The sequence below is a fragment of the Nocardia sp. NPDC058666 genome (genome assembly GCF_042714895.1).
GTDB lineage: Bacteria > Actinomycetota > Actinomycetes > Mycobacteriales > Mycobacteriaceae > Nocardia.
The window spans coordinates 12,636-33,362 of the sequence record NZ_JBHXRY010000011.1 but is presented as its reverse complement, the minus strand read 5'-3'; the positions used below and the strand labels follow the sequence as shown (position 1 = coordinate 33,362).

The following is a 20,727-nucleotide window of genomic DNA, read 5'->3' as shown; positions in this document are numbered from 1 at the left end:
GACGCCCTAGGAAAGCGTCCGTCTCGCAGTCTCGGACCCCGGTCGCCTTCGCGACCGGGGTTCCGTGTCTCTGGCAGGGCCTTACGCACCTTACGCATCTCGTGCGTGGCGATATCGCTACGTGTAGCAAACGATACGTCCCCAACACTATGCAGGTTAGCCGATCTCTCTGGCACCAGCTATGAGGCGCTCCGCGGCGCGGCCAGGCGCGGAGTGGGTGGCTGGGCTCCCAGATCGATTGCAGGGACGATTCGCCCGTCGGTTGGATCTACAATCCCAACCCCCGAGGCCCGGCCACCTGTGCATTCCGCGCGAATGTTCCTCGACCCCATATCCCCACCGAGCGGCTGGTTCCGGCCAGCCCCGGCGATCGGCACGGGCGCAAGCTCGGGCCGCCCGATTCGCACGTTCGACTAGGCGCGCTCGAGTTCGCCAAAGCTGTCGCTGACCGTCCGCCCTTGCGTGGGGATCGTCACTGTTCCGTCGTAGACACGACCAAAACCCTCGGCGGTCACTGTCCATGTCGCGGTCAGCTCGGTTGGCGTGGACGGATCGGTCAGTACGAGTACGAAGTCCCTGTCGCCGTTCTTCCACCCGGGTCCGGGTGGCCGCCGTTCAAGATTGACCTTGATGATGGCGCAGTCGCCTTCCTGCTCCCAGTCGACGGGATCGTCCTTCAGGCGTGGAATCTCGAAGTCGAAATCGGCGGAGTAGCCGACGCCTGAGAAGTCCAGCCCACCCCAGGAGCCGCTCTGGGATTTGCTCGCTGAAACAGGCACCAGGAGCTTGGACTCCTTGAACAAGTTCGGATCCAGACAATCCAGAACCCGGACGCCGGGGATCGCGATTATGACTTCCACGTGGGTGAGGTAGACCGCTCCGACGTTGCGCACGCCGAGCCGGACCCCCGGCCAGGCCCGTGCCGCCAGATCATCCAAGCGCGCGGGCCACTCTTCGATGGTGGTCTCCCGCCACTGGTCGATGTCCCGTTCGGAAGCACCCCGCTCTCGCCCCTTCTCGGCGCCGAACTCGAGCCAGCCGCCAAGCAGCTCGTCGACATCATCGCGAACGAAGTACCGCACTTGCCCTGCGATCTCGACCTCGATTTCTACCGGGTGTGGTTCTGGATCGATGTCGAGGTATTGCTTGCGGACCGGGGCCATAGCAGGGCGGTCCAGGATCGTTGCGATCCGCTCGAGATGGTAGAGATCGATTGCGAGGCCGGCCGCCTCGCCGAGGGTACGTAGCTCGTTGCGTTGGGAGAGCCTGAGCTCCTGATTGGTGACGAACGCCAGGCCGTGGGGGGAATGCTTCGCAGCCGAGGTGAGGTCACCGGCGAACTTCTGCTTGATGTCGTTGAAGGTCTGCTCGCCGCGGGGAAAGTAGACGGCGTAGATCCAGGCTTTGCCGTCTTTGGTGCAGGTGCCATCGCGTCCTCCATCCTTACCTCCTTGTGGATGAGAGGGATCGATATCCTCATATCCTGCCGTCGCGAGAACTTGAGAGGCCAGGCGCTCGGAAGGTGCTTGGCCCTGTCGCCACTCGAGCAATCGATGCAGGGTCTCTTCGACGCGGGTCATGGGTAAGTTCTACCGTGACGAGGGGACATGCGTGCGGCAGGTCGCTGTTCAGAAGCCCAGTTTCCCGTCTGCCACAGATAATTAGTCGTTATTTGAGGCAACCGCCATAGCGTGACTTTTCGCAGTTTGGCCCCAACCGTCCCACATGCCTACGGGTTCTCGATCAAGGCGATGACTTCCTCGGCGTGAAGTCGCAGATCGGCGTTGAAACCGGTGTCGCTGCCGTACTGGTCGACCTCGAGTCTGCGGCCTATCTCGTCCACGATTCGCTTTATCGCCGCGTAGCGCTGGACGATCTCCGGCTCCAGGCGCCCCCGTGAGTTCTGCAGGGCAACATCGATAATCGCCGGGTCGGTATCGGGGCTCCAGCCCATTCCCATAGCCAAAATCTTCAAGTCACCGGAGTGCCCGTTTGGGAGGTAGTGCTGGAAGGCCAGCTTCTCGGCGACGTGACCGGCCATCAGTGTGTCGAGTGCGCTGTCGGGTTGTCGCGGCATCCATGACCTGTGCTCGGCGGTGGTCAGTCGCAGGCCACCGGCAACCGCGGGCCCGCCGCCGAGCAATTCCGCAAGCGCGGCCGGATGGGCGATCGTGATGTCGACGAACTCGATCCCCCGCGCATGGGCGATCACCGCGTGAGCGGCTTCGTGAACAGCGACATGGGAGAGCCACCCGTGCTCGGCGCAAATGAACTGGTCCAGCCCCATGGCTACCGCACTCTACGCAGCGAAACAGCTGGCGGAAAGCCGAGCATCGTCAGCGGTGCGGCGGCTTCGGTTAGATGTCGTTGCCCACGTGCATCATTCAGCTATGATCGCGACGGCCAAACAAGAAGGCAGCTGGTGTTGCGAACAGGACTACCGACTGCTGTTCGAAGCAATCGCCTGCGTGATGACCGATGGACAGATCGCCGAACATACCTAGTGCAGGTCAGTGCGGTGCGCGCTGACGCTGCACACATGCTGGTGAGCTACGGGACCTCCAAGAGTACGTCGTTGGCCCTGTTGCGGCGCGTGGCCGCCGAGCCCAGACTTCGACTGCGATTCGCTGGTTCGGATGATGCACCAGCACGAAGGAATCCCTACTGGGACACCATTTCGGACCTTGGGCTAGTCACCGGGTGGGGCGCCTCCGGTCCGCCTCGAATGCAGCAGCTGTGTGACCAATTGGGTATCGACGAGGACCGGATCGCGCAGCGCTGCCCGAAGTCGGAACTCGCGCGAACCCGTACCGAGGTCGTCGACCGATTCGGCGCAGATGAACACGGAAACCTCTACCAAGCAGGTTGTAATTCCCTGTCAGCGCCGACCGGATTCCACGTTGGCCAAGTTCGCTGACACGACTGCACATCGCTCGTCTCACCAAAGCTGGTCAAACCGCAGGTCGCGGGATCGGTTCCTGGCCAGATTCGCTGAGACAGGACAGTCATCCTGAAGCGAGCCTCGCGGCACGGCGAGAATCTCAACACCTGTACCCACACCCTCACCTATCTCCGCTGCGCCGGGCCGCACGGTTCGGGCGAGAATCTAAGCAACCAGGCACTGCTCCGCAACGGGCTCGCCGTCGATCAGCGCCGGTTGCCAAGGAATTCCGGTCTGCTACCGGGAACAATATCTCTCCACGCTCCCGTGGTTTTGGAGAAATTGTGACTACGCGGCCACCGAATTTCGGCAACAGCAGCTCCAGAACTTCCTCCATGTTGTCCGTCAGGACCTGGTTCGATTGCCGATAGCCGCCACGGCGAACATGATGCCCGACCCGACGGACTACCTGCCGTGAACCGAAAATCCCATGGGGAGACGTGATCTAGTCGGCGGCTGGAGAGCGGCCCGAGCGCGCAGCTGTGGCGGGACCTGTTCGCGCAGGTCATCCACCCCTTGGCCCGCGCGACTGCTGCACGCAATCGATCGGTCGTACGTAATAGCTGGTGCGCATCAAATCTGGGACGGCTCAGCCCGCCACCGTCGGTTCCGGTTGACTACGACGCGATCCACCAGCTATCGACGCTCGCCGTCGCCAGCATGGACCGGTGGACCCGAGTATGGCTCTGGCGTGGCTGTAATCAGTTGGATGTGGTGAGCGCGAACGCCATCTGAGAAGTTGATCTGGTAGGAGATCGGTCTTCCGAACGCGTTTACGGTGTGTAGGGGGCTGGTTGTGTCTCGGCCGGAGGTCGCGTTGAGGCTGGCGGCCCAGAGTCGCTGGGCGTCTGGGTTGGGGCCCAGTTCTGAGACGAGGGTCTGGGCTTGTTGGGAGGTTCGGTACCTGCCCATGGTTGCTTTCAAAGTGGCTACGGTCCAAGCCTTTTCGGCCTCGGGGTCGACGAGGATGGAGCGGCTGTGGGGGCTGAACATCCACGATGCGATGGATTCGCTCTCGTCGATTCCGCGTACGGTGCGTGTGAAGGAGTCGTTGCGCGCCAGGACATTCCACAGCGGGTCGGTGTAGGCGGCGAGTAGGCCTCGGGCTTGGAGCCGGTCGAGGTTCATGGTCAGGGTGGGGTCGGTGGCGACGTAGGTGCGCAGGCTTTGGGTCGGTGCCAGCGGGACGTCTGGTGCGGCGAGGTCTCGGAGGTGGGCGGCCATCGCTTGGTTCAGGCGGTACCCGCGGATGAGCAATTCGAGAGTTTTCGGGTGCGGTGAGAATCCGTTTTCGATGCGTGCTAGGTGAGAAATGCTGAATCCGAGCAGTTTTTGCGCTTCTTCGCGGGTGAGGTCCTGGTCCTGTCGAATCCACAGGCAGGTGGTGGCTAGCGTCGGAATTGACACATGAGGTCGGGTTGGTTCGCGGCGTCGGCGTCGGCGTGGTTGTGGCCTTGAAAATCCCTCTGTCATATCTCCCCCCGGAGAATCGTGGCGCGGGTCACAATATGGATGCTGAGCTGGGAGCGTGCTGGCTGGTGATGAGATCGGTTCTACCAGAGGGTATTTCGTGCGGCAAGTTCGCGGCAGTAATGAGCTCCGCGTACGGCGCCGTTCATCAAAAATGGTGTCAAACGGTTGAATTTCAATGAGGTAGGGATCACTACCGGGACTGTCCGTGGGTGTTATCAATGACCAAATATTTGAGCACTTAACAGGAAATTTCCTGCTCGGGGTGGGTATTAAGGTGCTCATTAATGAGCACTCAAAACGTGAGCGACTAACGCTATAGCGCTGCAGTGCGTTTCGGGGATTGGATGGAACGGAAAGATATTCCACCGAGAAAGGAAACCCTGTGGATCCCATCGTGATCGCCAGTTACGTCAACGCCGGACTGGCACTGTTGGCCAACGGCGCTGCCCTCGCAAACCAGGTGCTGCACCTGGCGCTCGCCTTCCTCTGACGTCTCGCCGAACGGCACCGCCGCTTCCAGCCTTGCCTGGCCGGCGGTGCCCGGAAGCACCGATCCGACGTTTCGCCGCACACTGATTTCAATTCTGCTGCGGCATCCCCGTTTTGCTTCACCCTTCGAGAAGGGTCTACCCGTCATGCCCGAAATCTCTCCCACAACTCGCGGAATTGCCACCAGCGGTCGACACCGCATTCCCGGCGTCCGTCGCGGCAACGTCTTGCTGCTGGTCACGGCGATCCCGGTCGCTATCGCCCTGGGCGCAACCGGTCCGGCCCATGCGAGTGGTCCATTGGCCACCGTGGCAGACCAAGGCGGCGTCACCAGCCCACCACAGCCCGGGACCGAAACCCCCACGCCCCCACCATCGGTCGAACCCGAACCACAACCAGAACCCAACCCGCCGACGTACTACGAACAGCCTGCCGAGGTGCGCAACGGCCCATCACGGCCCGCGCCCAGCGTCTCCGCACCGGTCGAGCCGGTGCGGATCGACCAGCTCCACCTTCCAGAGCCGGTCGAACCTGTCGCACCGATTGCCCCGCCGGAGAACACGATTCGGATCGGGGAGTGGCAGACCCCGAGCCCTGACTGGATGCCGATCGAAGTCCGCGACACCATCAACAACACCGCGGCAGGAGCCGAGGCGCAGGTCGCGACGGCGTTGGACTCGGTCGGCATTCCGGCGGGACGCTCCGATCGCGTCAGCGGCGCGGTCCTGGGCGGTGCCGGACTGGGCGGTGCGGCTGGCGCGACTGTACTCGGCGCACCAGCTGCCGCGGTTGGTGCAACTGTCGGCGCACTAGTTGGGGGCACCGTCGGTGGAATCGCCGGTGCCGCGCTGGGAATCGTGATCCCCGTCCCGATCATCGGCCAAGCCACCAGCGGTGTCGCGGGTACTGCGCTCGGTGCTGCTGCCGGGGCTGCGGCTGGTGCGGCGATTCTCGGTGTGCCGGCCGGTGTTGTCGGCGCGGCTGTTGGTGGGACGATCGGCGCTGGCTTCGGTGCCGGGGTCGGAGTCGGCCAGTGACCGGGAGCCGCACCGTCGCTGTGGCTGCGGCGATGGTGGGGGCAGCGGTACTGACCGCCGCCGTACCGACCGGACCGGCGGCTGCGGTGCCGATCAATGGTTGCCCTGCCCTGTTCATCCTCGGCGTCCAGGGCACCGGCCAGTCGTCACCGACCGCAGACCCCCTCGCTGATACCGGTGTCGTCGGATCGTTGATCGGCCCGGTGGTGGCGACGGTCCCGACGCTGGTGCAGCGGGCCTACATTGCCTATGAAGCTGGGTTCGGTGGCATCGTTCCTGGTGGCGGTGCCGATCCGTACGTGCGTTCAGTGTCGGGTGCGCGGACCAACCTCGATGCCGCGGCGACGCAAATCGTCGAAGCGTGTCCGAACACGATGTTGGCTGGTATCGGCTACAGCCAAGGTGCCCAAGCGGTTTCGGAGTTCGCACGCGACGTCGGTGCGGGTCTGGGCCCGGTGTCCGCTGATCGTGTCGCCGGGATCGCGCTGTTCGCTAACCCCGGCCGACGCCAGCACGAACCGGTGTTCCCCGGACGGCCCGGCCAGACGGTGCCCGACCCGGCACCCGGCACTTCGGGTGTCGCGGTGTCGGCAGTGCAGGTGCTGGCCGCACCTGCTGGGGGAGCGGGGATCGCGACCGACCCCGACGGTTACGGCAACTTGACGGGGCGAGTGGCTGATATCTGCAGCGACGGCGACCTCGCGTGCTCGGCACCTGGACAGGCTGCGCTGCTGCGCCTGGGCGCGCAGATCTTCGCCCAAGCCGACCTGACCAACCCTTTCGGCGCGATCGCCACGCTGAACACCGCGCTCTCGGAAGCGCTGGGTGACACGTGGAACACAGTGATCCTCAACGACTTCCGGATAGTCAACGGCGATGTCGACTACGTACCGCAAGCCGGTCTCGGTGACCGTTTGGTAGCCGCTGGCGACACCCGTGTACCTGGTGCGGATGCCACCGCGGCAGGTACGCGGTGGGGCGAGATTGTTGCCACCGCGTTCGCCAATCCGGTGGTGGTGTTGCCGAAGCTGATCGCGCAACTCGGCGCAGCCTGGGCGCAGTTGGCGGCGGAGAACACCGAGTTGGTGAATCCGGGCGTGTGGGTGCGTTTCGCCGACACAGTCGGACGCCACAACTCGTACGCCGTCACCGGGCAGATGGATTCGGGTGTCGCCTGGATGATCGCGTTGGCCCACGACCTCGCGGGAGCCCAGCGATGAACGACGACAACGTCTTCGACGAGTTCTACGACAACACGGAACTGGAGCCCGGCGGTGCCAACGGCACGGTCCTGCGCACACGCGACGTCGTCGTACCCCACATGCCAGGATTGGGCAGGGCCTGGCAGTTGGTGTACACGACCACCACGACCTTCGGGAACCCCGTCACAGCCTCAGGCATCGTCCTCGAACCCAACCCCGCGATCTGCAACGGCGCGATTACGCGGCCGATCGTGGTGTACTGCACGACATTTCACGGACTCGGTGGCAGGTGCGCCCCGTCGCAACTCCTGGTCGCCGGCACCGAGCCCGATGCCCGCGGCATCGCCGCGGCGCTGGCACAAGGCTGGAAAGTCGCAGTCCCCGACGGTATCGGGCTGGGCATCACCGGCGCGGGACCCCACCATTTCCTTGCTGCCCACGCTGGCGCGCACGCCGCGCTGGACCTGGCTCGTGCCGTCTGCACCCACGGCCTCAACCGTGCGCCAGTAGCGGTATGGGGTTATGCCGACGGGGGCCGAATCGCCGCAGCCGCAGGCGAACTACAGCCGTCGTACGCGCCGGAGCTGGATTTGCGGGCCATCGCCGCCGGTGCGGTCATCCGCGATCCGGGTGCGTTGATCACCGGACTCGACGGCGGACCGTGGTCGGGAATGGCGTTCGCGGCCATGGTTGGGTTGGCGCGCGCCTACAGCCATCTGCCGGTCGATCACCTGCTGACCGACGTCGGGGTTCGCGCGGTTACCGAGGCCTCCGAACTCGATCTCACGAGGCTGCTGGTGGAGTATCTAGCCCCACTATCGGTGTGGTGTGAACGCCCCGACCCCTGGAACGACCCGGTCTGGCGACACGTGCTGAGCCACGAATGCCTCGGGGCTAAAACACCTTTGGCACCAGTCCATCTTTATCACGGACTACTGGACACTCTCGTTCCGATCGAATCGGCTCGAACGATCTTCGCTGAGTACATCTCCCGAGGTGTGCGGGTGTCCTGGTCGGAATATGACGTCCCGCACCTCAGCGCCGCCGCCCTTGGCCTCCCGGACGCTCTCAAAGCCCTGCGTGCGGGGTTCGCGCGCCCACCGGACCGCGGCGGATCTCCCGCAGTCACCTGACGTCGATGCGTACGCACCCCACCATCCCAGATGCCGAAGGAGGCCGAATCCGATGAACAACAACAGACCACAGCGCGCTTGGTCAGCGGCCGCGATTGCCGCCCTTTCGGCGACCGCGCTCCTCGTCGGATCAACGCCGGCTACCGCACAACCCACGAAACCACCGGAGTCCGCCTGCCCCGGCCTTCACGTCTTCGGTGTGCAGGGCGGGGAGGAAGGCGCGACCACGACCGTGGACACCGGCGATTCGGGGATCCTCGGACAAGCATTCGGCAGGATGTCCAGCGCCACAGACGGTTTCATCGCCCGGTCCTACATCGTTTTCGGGGCCGACACCGGTTCGACCGACTACCCCGCAGCCGTGAGCGCAGCGGCGAATCAGATCGAGCAGACGGCAGGCGAAGTAGTCGCTCGATGCCCATCGACGCAGATTGCAGTCGCGGGCTATGCCCAAGGCGCCGCTGCCGTTTCGGCGTTCGCGGAAAAGGCAGGCGGCGGAAAGGCGCTGGTTCCCGCCGACCGTATCGCGGGAATTGCATTGCTGGCCAACCCTTCCCGTCGGTCCGCGACCACGGCTTTGCCCGGCACCGACAATGTCAGCACTCCGTCAGCGGCAACAGGCACCGACGGCACGAACGTGTCGAAGATCAGCTTGGCCAACTCCGGATTGTCAGGTGCGGGGATCGCCGCAGCCGCGATGCCGACCAACTACGGGGACCTGGTGGGTCGAGTTGCCGACTTGTGCGTCGCCGGTGACGCGACCTGCGATGTCCAATCCGGCAGTCCGCTGATAACGGCGGTCGCCAACATCTCGGCCCAGAGCGAGGGCAAAGACCCGGTCGCCGCGATCACGACCGTCGCACAAGCTCTCGTCTCTACCGCCTTCACCACCGCGGTCGGCGTGGTCAACGACGACATCTCCGGCACCAGCCTCGACCAACTCGCCTACGCGCCAGCGAAAACGCTCGGCCAGCGTCTGGCCGAAGCTTCCTCGCCGAGCGCCACCGTCGCGACCGAATCCGACGCGCTGTCGGCCTTGTTCAAAATCGGCACGATCGGGTTGAACGCGGTGGCCTCGGTGGCGCAGAAGGTCTTTACCGCGACCACGGTGGCCGAGCTCGCGACGGTCGGACTGGCCAACCCCTGGGCCGCGGTCGCCTCGTTGGGCGTGAAAGTCGCTGAGGCCGTAGTGGATCTGGTGCCACCGCAATCAGTCAGCACCTGGGTCAACGACGCGTTCGAAGCGATCACCAGCACTGTCACCGACACCCAGGATCTCCACACGACCGCGGCGACCGCGCAGTACAGCGATTCCACGGGGCGCCGGAGCACCTATAGCAACGTCGCGGCCACCACCACCGGCCAGTCACCCCTGATCGCCACCGCCGCGTGGTTCACCGCCCTCGCCAACGACATCGCCACCGCGACAACAACTTCGGTGACGCAGACGTCGAGTAGTACGACCACTCGGGCACCGACCTCCGCGACGAACCCGAACCCGCCGACCACCCCATCGCTGGCGCCGACCACGGCGACCAGCCCGCACGCGGTGTCCTCGACACCGCGCCCCTGAACCCCTTCGGAGCGCGAAGCGAGTCCCACGCCCATCCCCCTGGTCGGTGGCTCTTCCAGCGGCGTGCTCCGAAGGGCCAGACCAACCGATTCCCACCCGAACGAGGAGGTGAACCACATGCCCAACCACGACCTGATCCCCGACCACGGTGCCGCCTGGCTACACAAGCCAGCAACAACCGAACATCCGACGAACGCGAACGATAAGCCGGACAGGCGATTTCGCGCCCGATCGGCGAAGAACGGCCGGAACAGATCAGGTCGATCCCACATTGTCGTGATCGCCGCGCTGGCATCGGGACTTCTCACCGGATCGGCAGCGGCCGTTGGCGTCACCGTAGTGACCGACGGGGACGACCCCGGCACCACACGCGCGGAACCGGCAACAACCACGTCGGCGCAGCCTTCCGGCGAGCGAACTTGCGTGGGAGTGACCGCGCAGATTGTGACGTCCGGACCCGGTGACACCACCACCATCGGGGGAGTGATCGCCCGGTTCGAACACTCCTACTACGTGCAGCGCAGTGCCGAGGCTGCCCTGACGATGGTGGGCCCCGAGGCGGGTCTTGCCCATGATCCGCTCGCCGCCGCGATCACCGCGCTGCCCGTCGGGACCACGCATTGCGTTGGCATCACCGCGGTCGCGGAGAACATCGCCGAGGTGCACCTGGCCGAACTGCGTCCCGACGGTCGCCGATTCGACTACCTGCAGCTGATCAACGTCGGCCCCGGCGCATCCGGGCTGGTTATCACCAATATCCAGAAGCGAGGCAGCTGACATGCACGCCGTGACGCCTCGCGACCCGCTCGGTATCCTGCGCGGTCGGCGGCTGGAACCGGACACCGTGAACAGCCCGAACCATCGCGCTGAAGTCCGCGCTGATCCTCTTCCGACCATCGGTGCACATCCACCGCTGGTGGCGATCGTCGGTGCTCATGGTGGTGCCGCCACTTCCACCCTGGCGCGATGGTGGGCACCGGCGGTGGATTGCGGCCAGTGCTGGCCAGGGTCACCGGAAACGACCCAGCGGGTCGTGGTCAGCGCACGACTGTGTCTGCCCGGATTGATCGCCTGCGCCGAACGGCTGCGGGAATGGCACGCCGGCCTGGCACCCGACGGAGTCGAGGTCGTCGGGGTCGTCCTCAGTGCGGCCCGACCGGGCCGAGTGCCCGGATCGGTGCGCCGCTATCGCGCCGTGATCGAGGACCTGACCGAGGTGGTGTGGGAAATCGGGTGGCACGACGAGCTGGTGGAACGCGAACTCACCGAATTGGCGGAGTTCTTCCCGTTCGACCCCGCCCCTTCCCGACGGCGTCGCGTAACGGAGGCGGTCCCGGCCGACGTGCATTCCGCTGGCAGCGAGCTCGTCGACGTACTGACTCACCTGATGAAAAGCCCCCGTGATCAACAGGATTCGGAGAGATAGCCATGTCCACCTTATCGGCAGTGGGAGACAGCCTGACCGTGCTGGCCCAGGAAATCAAGATCACCCCGACTCGTCCGCCAGGCGGGGACAAACTGATCAACCTGGCCAACTATCTGTCCTGGTTGGTGATCTTGGCCGGGGTCCTGGCGCTGATCTATGCCGGCGGCAAGTTCGGATGGGAACGCTGGCACGGCGGCGCGGTCGAGTCGCCCAAGATCGTGTTCGCCGCGCTCGTCGGCGGCATCATCGCGACCTCCGCCGGGGCCATCATGAACGCCGCAGTTTCCGGGGGCTCCTGATGCGGGGTCAGCACGGCAAGGCCGAATCCCGAAGCAGCACTATGCGATCCGGGCGTTTAACCGTTACGACCACGGACGGCACCGCGCTGACCGCGACCCGGTACGGGATGTCCACGGCACCGGCAACCGTTGTCTACGTCCCTGGGCCGTTGAGCGATTCGTCGCACTTCTCACCGCTGATAGCGCAGCTGGACGAGCATTTCGCCGGCGGTATCGCTCAGCTGATCTATGACCAGCGAGGCCACCGATCCGATCTCGGCGGCGTCAGCAACGTGGGGATGGCCCAACTGGTCGATGACCTACAGGTGGTACTCGACCGAGCCAGCGGCTCAGTGGTGCTGGTGGTGCATTCCCTGGCGGCGATCCTGGCGCAGGAATGGCTCTACCGTCATCGGTACGAGCAACCACGGGTCGGGGCCATCGTTGCGGTCGGTCCGGTCGCGGAACTGCCCGACACGGCGGGTGTGCTGACCACACGTCCCATGGAATCGGCGTATGACGCAGGCGCGCAACTCATTCGCCAGCTGACCACCGCGCTGGGCTCCCGAGACCGGATTAACGACCAACGAGCGACGGATTGCGCACGGCAGGTGCTGCGAGCGTATCGCCGTTGCGGTGCCGATCTAGCGGTCGTGGAAGACATGCTGCGCGCGATCCCGACCTGGATCGTGGCCGGGGCGCGCGACCCGGTCGTTGGCTGCGAGCGGATCGAGGAGTTGGCGGCCACGATATGGGCAGAGCTGATCATCGTCGACGACGCTGACCATGGCCTGCTGTTCACCCACCCCGTAGCAGTCGCTGACGCCGTCGTCGCCGCGCTCGAAGCAGTCCATGACCGCGGTGTCTTCGGTGGTGGATGGTGATCGCCAAACCTCTTCCCTCCGAGGTCCTCTCGCCGCTGACCCAACTGCTGAACTGGCTGGCCTGGTTCGTGCTGCTGGTGTGTATCTGCCGCGCCACCTGGGTCGCCGGACAACTGGCCATCCGTATCCATCGCGACGAAGCCATCGAAGGCTTCATCGGCTCCCTCGCTGCCGCGGCTCTTCTCGGATCGGCCAGCGCGCTGGCGATCGCCATCATCCCCACCTGAGACAACGGGAACTCTTATGCCACAACCATATTCGATTCGAACCGCTCGAGCACTCGGGTGCCTGATGATGCTCGCCGTGTGCTCGACCGCGGCCGCTGGCTGTGCTGGCCGCGACGGCGCCGACCACGTGTCCGACGTCTCGACAGGACCCGTGCCGATCGCGCCCAGCGCAGTGAGTTGGCGCAGCTGGCAGGGCATCGAACTACCCGTCGCCGCGCAAGGTCCGCGCCTGATCGAAGGCGCGGTCGCTGCGGACTTCGACCGGTCGCCGGCCGGTGCCGCGCTGGCCGCGATTCATGCGACCGTGCGGATGTCGGTGGCACCGGACCGACAGTGGGCGCTGGTCGGACAACGCATGCTCGCACCTGGCCCTGGGCGCGACAAGTGGGCGACAGCGCGGGCCCAAGTCTCGATCACCGAACCCGCGACATCAACCGCGCCACACATTCTCGGCTACGTCATCGCCGCCTATACCGACACCGAGGCACGGATCGAGACCTACTCCACGTATCCGGATCGCTCGATCACCCGCAACATCGCCACCGTCGTGTGGAGCGCCGACGGATGGCGGCTACATCTGCCGGAGGTGGTGACCGAAAACCCTGTCACTGCAGTGGATTCCGCACCTTCCGCCCTGGTCATCCTGAAACGCCCGTGAGGACACCTGTGATGCGCTCGCTTCGCCTGCTCTTGGTCTTGCTCGCCATACTTGCCACGATCGTCACCGTCGTGTTCGTTGCGACAATCACCAGCGACGAGGGGGTCGACACCCCGCAGCCTTCACAAGGCTTCGGCGAACCGTCGACGACCGTCTCACCCTCTGTCACCCTGTCACAGCCACCGACGGTCGACATGTTCGGCAACCGGCTCGAAGTACCTGCCGATGAGGCCGGTGCGATCCTGCCGCAAGCGGCCGATGCCAGGATCGACCCCGCACGACCGGACTATCTCACCGCGGTCCCGGCGCGGCTGCAATGGCAGCGAATCTGGGGAGGCGCCGCAGTCCCGGTATCGGGTGGTGACGGGCCGACCCGGATCGAGGACGGCGTGGCGACGGGATTCGCGCGTACCCCGCAGGGTGCGGCGGTGGCGGCGATGGACGCGATCGGGCGCGTTCACGCCGCCCCGGATCACATCTGGCAGCAGGTGGTGCGGGACCGGTTCTACGGCGGCGGCGAAGTCCTGGTCGACAAGTTCGCACGATCCAGGGCGAACACGCCGGGCGTCGCGCGCTTCGTCACCGTCCCCGAAGGCGTGCGGGTCCAACCCGGATTCCGTGTCGACCTGGCAGTGGTTCAGCTCGCGGTGCGCTCTACAAGCGGCTACGCCATCGCGACCTGGCCGATGGTGTGGGTCGAGGGTGACTGGCGCATCCGCGTACCCGATGACATCGAAAGCCTGTGGCGCCCAGCGACTCCCGTCGCCTCGCTGAGCGGATTCGGTGACTGGAAGGCGCGATCATGAACACGGAACTACACGCGGTGGCACCCACAGCGGTTGACCCGATGCGGACTCAGATCCCCGACATCACATGCACCGTCCTACCCGGAGTCCGCGAAGCCTGCCTGTTCGCTGATGCGGCTGTGACCGAAGCCGGCGACTCGGTGATCGATGGCCTTGTCAACTCGCTTCTGTCCGGCCTGGCGACGCTGATGCGCATGGGGATGACCTGGTGGACGGCGTTCCCCTCACCTCAATTGTCCACGGCCAGTGGTCAACCGGCACCGGTGCTCGCACAGATCCGCGACTACACCGCCGGATTGCAGGTCGTGCTGTTGACCGCGGGAATCATGTTCGCCGCCGCACGGCTGGCACTGGCCAAGCGCGGCGGCGTCGCGGCAGAAGCGCAGGAAAGTTTCCTCATGCTCGCCCGCGCGATCTTCGCCGCGATGACCTTCGCCACGCTGGTCACCGTCGGGACCAATGCCGGCGACGAGTTCGCCAACTGGGTGATCTTCGATGCCACTCGCGGAGACCTCGACACCGCAGTCGGCAGGCTGCTCGACCGCGACATCATGGGCGATCTCGGACCTGGGATATTGCTGGTCGTAGGCGTGCTCGGCGTGATCAGCATGCTGATCCAACTGGTGATGCTGGTGATCAGGCAAGCGCTACTGGTGGTGGTCGTCGCGGTGATCCCTATGGCTGCGGCAGCATCGGGAACCGGGCCGGGTTCACAAGCCTACAAACGACTTCTAGCGTGGTCGCTGGCATTCGTGCTGTGGAAGCCTGTCGGCGCGTTGGCCTACGCGATTGCCTTTACCGTGGCCGGCACCAAGGATCAGACCGATCCGCAGATGATGTTGCTCGGGTTGATCTTGATGCTGATGTGCGTGGTCGCGCTTCCGGCACTGATCCGATTGATCTCGCCCGCGGTCGCCACACTCGGCGGTGGGGGAGGCGCCACGGCGGCTTTGGCCGGAGCCGGTGCGGGAATCGCGATGTCGGCCGCAGGGAGTCGGCCGCAGGCGCGTCCGATGTCGGAGGGTGAAAACTCGGCCGCACCATCGGGGTCCTCCGGCGGCGGCCCACCACCGTCTGGCGGTGGTGGCGGTGCGCGCCCGATGTCCGCTGGCGGCGGCTCATCGTCAGCAGGCGCGGCGTCTGGGGCGGGCGGCGGCGGGGCGGCGATGTCAGGGGCGGCAGCCGGAACCGGTGGAGCGACAGCATCCGGGGGCGCAGCCGCGGGTGGTGCGCTGGCGGCAGGGCCCGCCGGTGCGGCGATGTTGGGTGCGCAACTGGCCGTCAGTGCGCTGCGAAGCGCCTCGTCGGCTGCACAAAGCGCTACCTCCGAATCTTCGGCGACGCACAGTGATCCAGACACGTTGGGGCCCGGAGAGGTTCGGCGGTGACAACGCGGATGTACGGGCGCTGGGAGCGTCCCAGGAGCGCGGGATTCTTCGGTCTGACGTGGGGGGTTTCGCTGCTCGGGCTCGGGTTGATCATCGCGGTGATGGTCTCGTTCATGCTCACCCGCTCCCTGGAAATCGCCGGGGCGATCCTGCTCGCCGCGGCCGTGGTTTTCGTGCCGTTGGCGGTGACCCGCAGCGGGCGTACCGGTTGGGAATTGCTTTTGCTGCGCGTTCAGTTCGCTCGAGCCCGTTCCCGAGGTGAACTGACCTATAGGTCGGGCCGGTTCTCGCGACTGCCGGGTTTGGCGAAACTGCCTGGGTTGCTGGCTGATTCGCGTCTGACCGAGTTCGAAACGGCGGGTGGGAAAAGGTTCGCGATGCTGCATATTCGGCGCACCGACCACTCCACAGTGATCGTTCGGGTGATTCCGCGCGGCAAGGAACTGGTCGATCAAGCCCAAATCGACTCCTGGGTCGATGGTTTCGGTCAATTCCTGGCTTCCCAAAGTCGTGGTGGCGAAGTCATCGCGGTCACCGCGGTCCTGGACAACACCGTCGAAACCCGGCTCAAGCAGACCCGTGAGGTGACTCGCCTGATCCGGGACAAGGCTCCCGATTTCGCGAAAGCGGTGATGCGTGAAGCCGCCGCCGACAGTGGCGGGGTCGGCGTCCGGATCGAGGCCCGCATCGCGATCACCTACCGGGCGATCGGCAAGGGCCGACGTGATCAGGCCGAACAAGCCCGTGAGATAGGCCAACGCCTGCAGTCGGTGCTATCGCAGCTCGCTCGCGCCGGCTTGCCCGCCACCCCGCTCCAAGCGTGGGAAGTGTTGGGGCTGGTCCGTAGCCGATACGACCTCGCCTCCCAGCGTGACGTCGAAGCCGCGGGCGCCCAGATCGTGGAGTCGCAGTCGTGGGACTCGGTCGGGCCGCTGGCCCATCAAGATCGGTGGGATCACCTGGTTCACGACGGTGCCAGGTCGATTACCTGGGAAATGGACGGTGCGCCACGCGGTGCGGTGATGGAGACCGTCCTGGAAGATCTGTTGCGTCCGCGCTCGGACGTACCACGCAAACGCGTCGCGATCATCTATCGGTTGCATTCCGCGGGGGAAGCGACGTCGTTGGTGGACTCGGACTTTCGTGACGCGGTCGCGGCCGAGCAGACCGAACGGGGGATCTCCTCGGCGTCGGCGCGGATCCGGGTCGGCAACACCCAAGCCGCTCGCGAAGAACAGGCCAGGGGTGCGGGGTTGACCCGGTTCGGGGTGTTGGTCACGGTCACCGATCACCTCGACGGGGACCTGCCCGGGATCGAAGCGTCGGTGAAAGGCATGGCGGCCGCGTCACGGCTGACGGTTCGCCGCTGCTACGGCTCCCAGGCCGCCGGCTTTGCCGCGTCACTGGGAATCGGGCTGATCTTGCCCGAACACGCCTCCATTTCCCAGCGGGTCTCGGGATGAACACCGCTGAACCGCGAGCCCGTCACAACTCGAAAACCGTTGCGATCGACGGTATTCGGCTTCTGACCGGTGCGCGCAGGGCGCAGATGGAAGAGACCGCTGGCCTCGGTGGGTTCCGGGGTTGGCGTGCTCGGATGACGTTGTCCAGCGATGACCATCGCCGCGCGACCGCATCACGGCGCCGGGACGCAACCGTCGGTGACGGGTTCGACCTGACCGCGCCGGCCTTTACCGACCGTGGTTATGCGGGGCCCGGTGGTGGTCGCGCGTCGGTGGTGCCTCGTACCCCGGAGTGGCGGGCGACCACGGTTCAGGTCGCGGGGTTGTGGCCGTTCTGCGTTGGTGCGACCGCGCCCACGGTCGGTGTGCCAGTCGGCAGTCATTACATCACCGGTGCACCAGTGCATTTCGATCCGATGAGCTGGTTTCTGCGCGGTTTCATCACCGCACCGATCGCGTTTGTGCTGGCACTCAACGGGTTCGGAAAATCCTCGCTGATCCGACGGATCGTGACCGGGGCAGTCGCGGCGGGGGAGACCGTGCTGTGCATGGGCGATACCAAGCCCGACTACCGCGACCTCATCGAGCACCTCGGTGGTCAGATCGTCGATGTCGGGTACGGGCACGGCACCATCAACCCCCTCGACGTCGGCGCGCTGGGTGCGGTGATCGAGCGTCTGCCCGATGCAGATCAGCGTCGTCAGGTCGTGGCCAGGGTCGAGGCCGGCCAGATCAATATCGTCGCGGGCTTGATCGAGCTCGTGCGCGGGGCGCGGGTCGCCGACTACGAGGAAGTGTTGCTCGCGGCGGGGTTGCGTGAGCTCTACAGTCCCGCTGGCGGATTCACCCATGAGCGGCCGCCGTTGCTGGAGGATCTGCTGGCGGTGATCTCTCAAGGGTCCGACCGATTGCGAGAATTCGCCGAGGAAGACGACGAGACCTCCTACCGTGCCGCGACCAAAGCGTTGCGTCGCTCGATGCGCGCATTGGTGGAAGGACCGTTCGGGGCGATCTTCAACGGACCCACCAGCACGCGCCTGGATCTGGCCAGTCCTGCGATTTGCGTCGACATCTCCCGCATCCCCGAAGGCGACACCAAACTACTGGCCGCGGTATTGATGACCTGTTGGTCGGATGGATTCGGTGCCGTGGCCGCCGCGCACGCTCTCGCCGACGCCGGTCTCGAGCCGGCGCGCACATTCGAGGTCGTGATGGACGAGATCTGGCGGGTCCTGGGCGTCGGTGAGTTCATGGTCGACCGTGTCGATGCCCTCACTCGACTCAATCGCGGCCTGGGTACGGGTTTGATCATGTGCTCGCACACCATCAAGGATCTTGCCGCGTTCGATTCTCCTGCTGCACAAGCCAAAGCGCTCGGGTTCTTCGAGCGCGCCAGGGCGAAGATCATCGGTCCGGTCGGCCCGGAAGAAGCCAGCCGGATCGGCGCGGTCGCCGGGATGACCAACACAGAGAGACTCCTTGTGACGTCGTGGGCGGCGCCGCGTCCACCCAGCGACGACGACCTCGACCCCGCCCGGCGTGAAATCCCGCCGGGTACAGGGTGTTTCCTGCTCAAGACTGGTGAAGCCGAAGAGCCCGGAATCCCCTTCAGGATGGTTTTCACCCCCACTGAACGTGCCGCGGATGTTCACAACACCAATCGGCGGTTCGAAAGTCTGAACACCGGTGCGGGCGAGTGATACGCGATGGATGCCGGAACACGTACCGCAGCAGCCTTGATGCTGGTGACCCCGGTCGGGATGCTGATGTTGCTGCTGTTGCTCGTCGTTGGCGCAGGCTCGAACAGAGCGTCGTGTGCGTCGGGGGTGGGGTCCGCGCATGCCGCCGGGGTCGAGGGTGCACCGGGGTCGAGTGTGGCGGGGTTGTCGGAGTCGCAGTTGTTGTTGGCGCGCAACGGGGTCGCGATCGGGATCCAGCGGGGGATGCCCGAGTCGGTGATCGTGTCCGAACTGGCGGCCCAAGCCACCGAGACCTCGCTGCGGAATCTGGCCAACTCCACTGTGCCGGAGTCGTTGCGCTACGCCAACGACGGCGTCGGTAGCAATCACGATTCCGTCGGACCGCATCAGTTGCGATACAGCATTTGGGGATCGGTCGGCATCGCCACGTTGATGGACCCGATCTATCAGATCAACTGGTTCTACGACCAAGCCGAGAAGATCCCAGGCTCGGAATCCATCCCACCGGCGGAGCTCGCCCAGCTGATCGAGGTCTCCGAGCCCAACGCCTACGCCGAACAGCTGGACTTGGCACGGACGTTGTACGCCGAATTCGCTGACATCGACCCGAATTCCCTGTCTGTTGGCGCGAACGGTGCAGCGGGCTGCGGTGGCAGCAACTCGAACGTCCCGCTGACCGCCGCGGAGGCCAGCGAGTTCGGGCGCGCGGTGATCGCGCACGCGCAGCGGTGGATCGGCACCGACTACGTGTGGGGCGGCGGCGACGCCGAGGGACCCACCAACGGGGGTTTCGATTGCAGCGGTCTGACGTTGTACGCGGTGTATCAGGCCTCCGGCGGTGGTATCCGGCTCCCGCACTACACCCAAGCCCAACAGGATGATTCGCGTGCGCAGGTGGTTGCCTTCGCCGACCGCGCTCCTGGGGATCTGATCTTTTTCACCGCACCGGGTGACGCTGATTCTCATCACGTCGGGGTGTTCTACGGGCGTGACGAGCAAGGCCGTGACCTTTTACTACATGCTCCGCAGACGGGGCAGACGGTCACGATCACCCCGCTCAGCGCGTGGGACGGCGAGCAGATGAACGTCCGCCGCTTCGGCGCCACCGGCAACTCCGACAGTGCTGGGGGAGGTCGCACGTGACCGCATTGCAGGAAAACAACAGCTCTAGTCCAGGTCAGGTGTTGGTTCACCGGCGGATGACGGCAGCGATTCAGAACGTCACCGCCGACCTCACTGTCCTGGCCAGGCAGCGGCCTGACGGGTTCCCGCAGTGGCGTGCGACCGTGCGTGATCTGTCGCTCGCCGGTCGGGTGCTGCACGAGCAGGCGGTCGCGATCGGCGTACCGCAGACCTGGATCGAACACGCACGCCACGCTGGACGCCTCGGACAGAAGAGCACCGCAGAAGCCCCACTACCGCCATCGACCGAAGTGCCACGGATTGCGCTGGTCGCCCAGCTACGCCACCAAGTCGACACGCTCTACACCCTCGCCGCGATCGGAGCAGTCCGCCGAGGCCAGGGGCACGTGCACAGAGCCAGCGTCGAGCGTCTGCGCGAGCATGTGACGGCGCAGTGGCTGCGCGTGGCAATGGTCGCTACCGCCCTCGATGTCACCGAGAACGAAGTAGAGGGCTGGTGGGCCACCGATTCGTCGACGTGGCAGCCACGATTGGCACTGTTGCAGGCCCAGGTCGAGCCCGAGCGGGGTCGACAGTGGCGTGCCTTCACCCAACCGGGCGCCGTGCGCGAAGCACGCTGCCGGGTCGAGGCGATGCGTGTGGTCGGCATCAACGTCGACGACGGCTCACCGCATCAGCTGCCACCCACCCGGAATCTACTCGAGGCAACTGCCGAAAACGTGTGGCAAAGCCAGCACGCGGTCGAAACCGCCGCAGGGGCGCGGATCGGGGCCGCGATCGTTGCCACCGGAATCGACGATGCCCCGCACTTCGGTCTCGACGATCCACACGACCTGCCACCACCGAGTCTGTCGCAGGTACTGCACGCCGAATCCGAGCCGTGAATCACCCACCCAGGAGAATCTC

At 65.4% G+C, this 20,727-nt stretch carries 19 protein-coding genes; 16 read left to right on the top strand and 3 right to left on the bottom strand.

Annotation, left to right across the window (positions count from 1 at the left end; all coding sequences use genetic code 11):
- Positions 1-413: 413 nt before the first annotated feature.
- The 3 genes from ACFWVD_RS21810 to ACFWVD_RS21800 form a co-directional block, all read right to left on the bottom strand.
- Positions 414-1,580: a hypothetical protein gene (locus tag ACFWVD_RS21810; protein WP_379245538.1), complete on the bottom strand. Its 1,167-nt coding sequence runs from the start codon at positions 1,578-1,580 to the stop codon at positions 414-416.
- A 149-nt stretch (positions 1,581-1,729) separates the two neighbouring features.
- Entirely contained in the window at positions 1,730-2,287 is a 558-nt protein-coding gene (locus tag ACFWVD_RS21805) for a hypothetical protein (protein WP_379245536.1), read from the bottom strand.
- A 1,290-nt stretch (positions 2,288-3,577) separates the two neighbouring features.
- The gene (locus ACFWVD_RS21800; protein ID WP_379245534.1) at positions 3,578-4,348 is read right to left on the bottom strand and encodes a helix-turn-helix domain-containing protein; all 771 of its coding nucleotides are present in this window, start codon (positions 4,346-4,348) and stop codon (positions 3,578-3,580) included.
- Between the two features lie 701 nt (positions 4,349-5,049).
- Between ACFWVD_RS21800 and ACFWVD_RS21795 the strand changes: the two genes are divergently transcribed.
- The 16 genes from ACFWVD_RS21795 (at position 5,050) to ACFWVD_RS21720 (ending at position 20,705) form a co-directional block, all read left to right on the top strand.
- Positions 5,050-5,940: a hypothetical protein gene (locus ACFWVD_RS21795; RefSeq protein WP_379245532.1), complete on the top strand. Its 891-nt coding sequence runs from the start codon at positions 5,050-5,052 to the stop codon at positions 5,938-5,940.
- Positions 5,937-7,160, top strand: coding sequence for a cutinase family protein (locus ACFWVD_RS21790; RefSeq protein WP_379245530.1), 1,224 nt, complete (start codon positions 5,937-5,939; stop codon positions 7,158-7,160). The genes ACFWVD_RS21795 and ACFWVD_RS21790 overlap by 4 nt, the downstream gene beginning before the upstream one ends.
- Positions 7,157-8,275 carry a lipase family protein gene (locus ACFWVD_RS21785; protein ID WP_379245528.1) on the top strand — a complete coding sequence of 373 codons (1,119 nt, stop codon included), beginning with the start codon at positions 7,157-7,159 and terminating at the stop codon, positions 8,273-8,275. The genes ACFWVD_RS21790 and ACFWVD_RS21785 overlap by 4 nt, the downstream gene beginning before the upstream one ends.
- A gap of 52 nt (positions 8,276-8,327) precedes the next feature.
- The gene (locus ACFWVD_RS21780) at positions 8,328-9,848 is read left to right on the top strand and encodes a cutinase family protein (RefSeq protein WP_379245526.1); all 1,521 of its coding nucleotides are present in this window, start codon (positions 8,328-8,330) and stop codon (positions 9,846-9,848) included.
- Between the two features lie 429 nt (positions 9,849-10,277).
- Positions 10,278-10,625, top strand: a complete 348-nt coding sequence (locus ACFWVD_RS21775; protein ID WP_379245524.1) for a hypothetical protein — start codon at positions 10,278-10,280, stop codon at positions 10,623-10,625.
- A 1-nt stretch (position 10,626) separates the two neighbouring features.
- Positions 10,627-11,274, top strand: a complete 648-nt coding sequence (locus ACFWVD_RS21770; protein ID WP_379245522.1) for a hypothetical protein — start codon at positions 10,627-10,629, stop codon at positions 11,272-11,274.
- A gap of 2 nt (positions 11,275-11,276) precedes the next feature.
- A complete protein-coding gene (locus tag ACFWVD_RS21765; RefSeq protein ID WP_379245521.1) occupies positions 11,277-11,573 on the top strand; it encodes a hypothetical protein in 297 nt (98 codons plus the stop codon).
- Positions 11,574-11,680: 107 nt separating this feature from the next.
- The gene (locus ACFWVD_RS21760; protein WP_379245519.1) at positions 11,681-12,436 is read left to right on the top strand and encodes an alpha/beta fold hydrolase; all 756 of its coding nucleotides are present in this window, start codon (positions 11,681-11,683) and stop codon (positions 12,434-12,436) included.
- A complete protein-coding gene (locus ACFWVD_RS21755) occupies positions 12,433-12,663 on the top strand; it encodes a hypothetical protein (RefSeq protein WP_379245517.1) in 231 nt (76 codons plus the stop codon). Before ACFWVD_RS21760 ends, ACFWVD_RS21755 begins: the two co-directional genes overlap by 4 nt.
- 127 nt (positions 12,664-12,790) lie before the next feature.
- Positions 12,791-13,321 (top strand): hypothetical protein, encoded by a 531-nt coding sequence (locus ACFWVD_RS21750; protein ID WP_379245515.1) that lies wholly within the window; start codon positions 12,791-12,793, stop codon positions 13,319-13,321.
- Positions 13,322-13,332: 11 nt separating this feature from the next.
- Complete coding sequence (locus tag ACFWVD_RS21745) at positions 13,333-14,127, top strand: hypothetical protein (RefSeq protein WP_379245513.1); 795 nt, start codon at positions 13,333-13,335, stop codon at positions 14,125-14,127.
- Positions 14,124-15,515, top strand: a complete 1,392-nt coding sequence (locus ACFWVD_RS21740) for a hypothetical protein (protein ID WP_379245511.1) — start codon at positions 14,124-14,126, stop codon at positions 15,513-15,515. Before ACFWVD_RS21745 ends, ACFWVD_RS21740 begins: the two co-directional genes overlap by 4 nt.
- On the top strand, positions 15,512-16,978 hold the full coding sequence (locus ACFWVD_RS21735; RefSeq protein ID WP_379245509.1) for an SCO6880 family protein: 1,467 nt from the start codon (positions 15,512-15,514) through the stop codon (positions 16,976-16,978). Before ACFWVD_RS21740 ends, ACFWVD_RS21735 begins: the two co-directional genes overlap by 4 nt.
- A gap of 134 nt (positions 16,979-17,112) precedes the next feature.
- Complete coding sequence (locus ACFWVD_RS21730; RefSeq protein ID WP_379245507.1) at positions 17,113-18,678, top strand: hypothetical protein; 1,566 nt, start codon at positions 17,113-17,115, stop codon at positions 18,676-18,678.
- A 6-nt stretch (positions 18,679-18,684) separates the two neighbouring features.
- Positions 18,685-19,821: a C40 family peptidase gene (locus ACFWVD_RS21725; RefSeq protein ID WP_379245505.1), complete on the top strand. Its 1,137-nt coding sequence runs from the start codon at positions 18,685-18,687 to the stop codon at positions 19,819-19,821.
- A gap of 56 nt (positions 19,822-19,877) precedes the next feature.
- The gene (locus ACFWVD_RS21720) at positions 19,878-20,705 is read left to right on the top strand and encodes a hypothetical protein (protein WP_379245503.1); all 828 of its coding nucleotides are present in this window, start codon (positions 19,878-19,880) and stop codon (positions 20,703-20,705) included.
- The last annotated feature ends 22 nt before the right edge of the window (positions 20,706-20,727 follow it).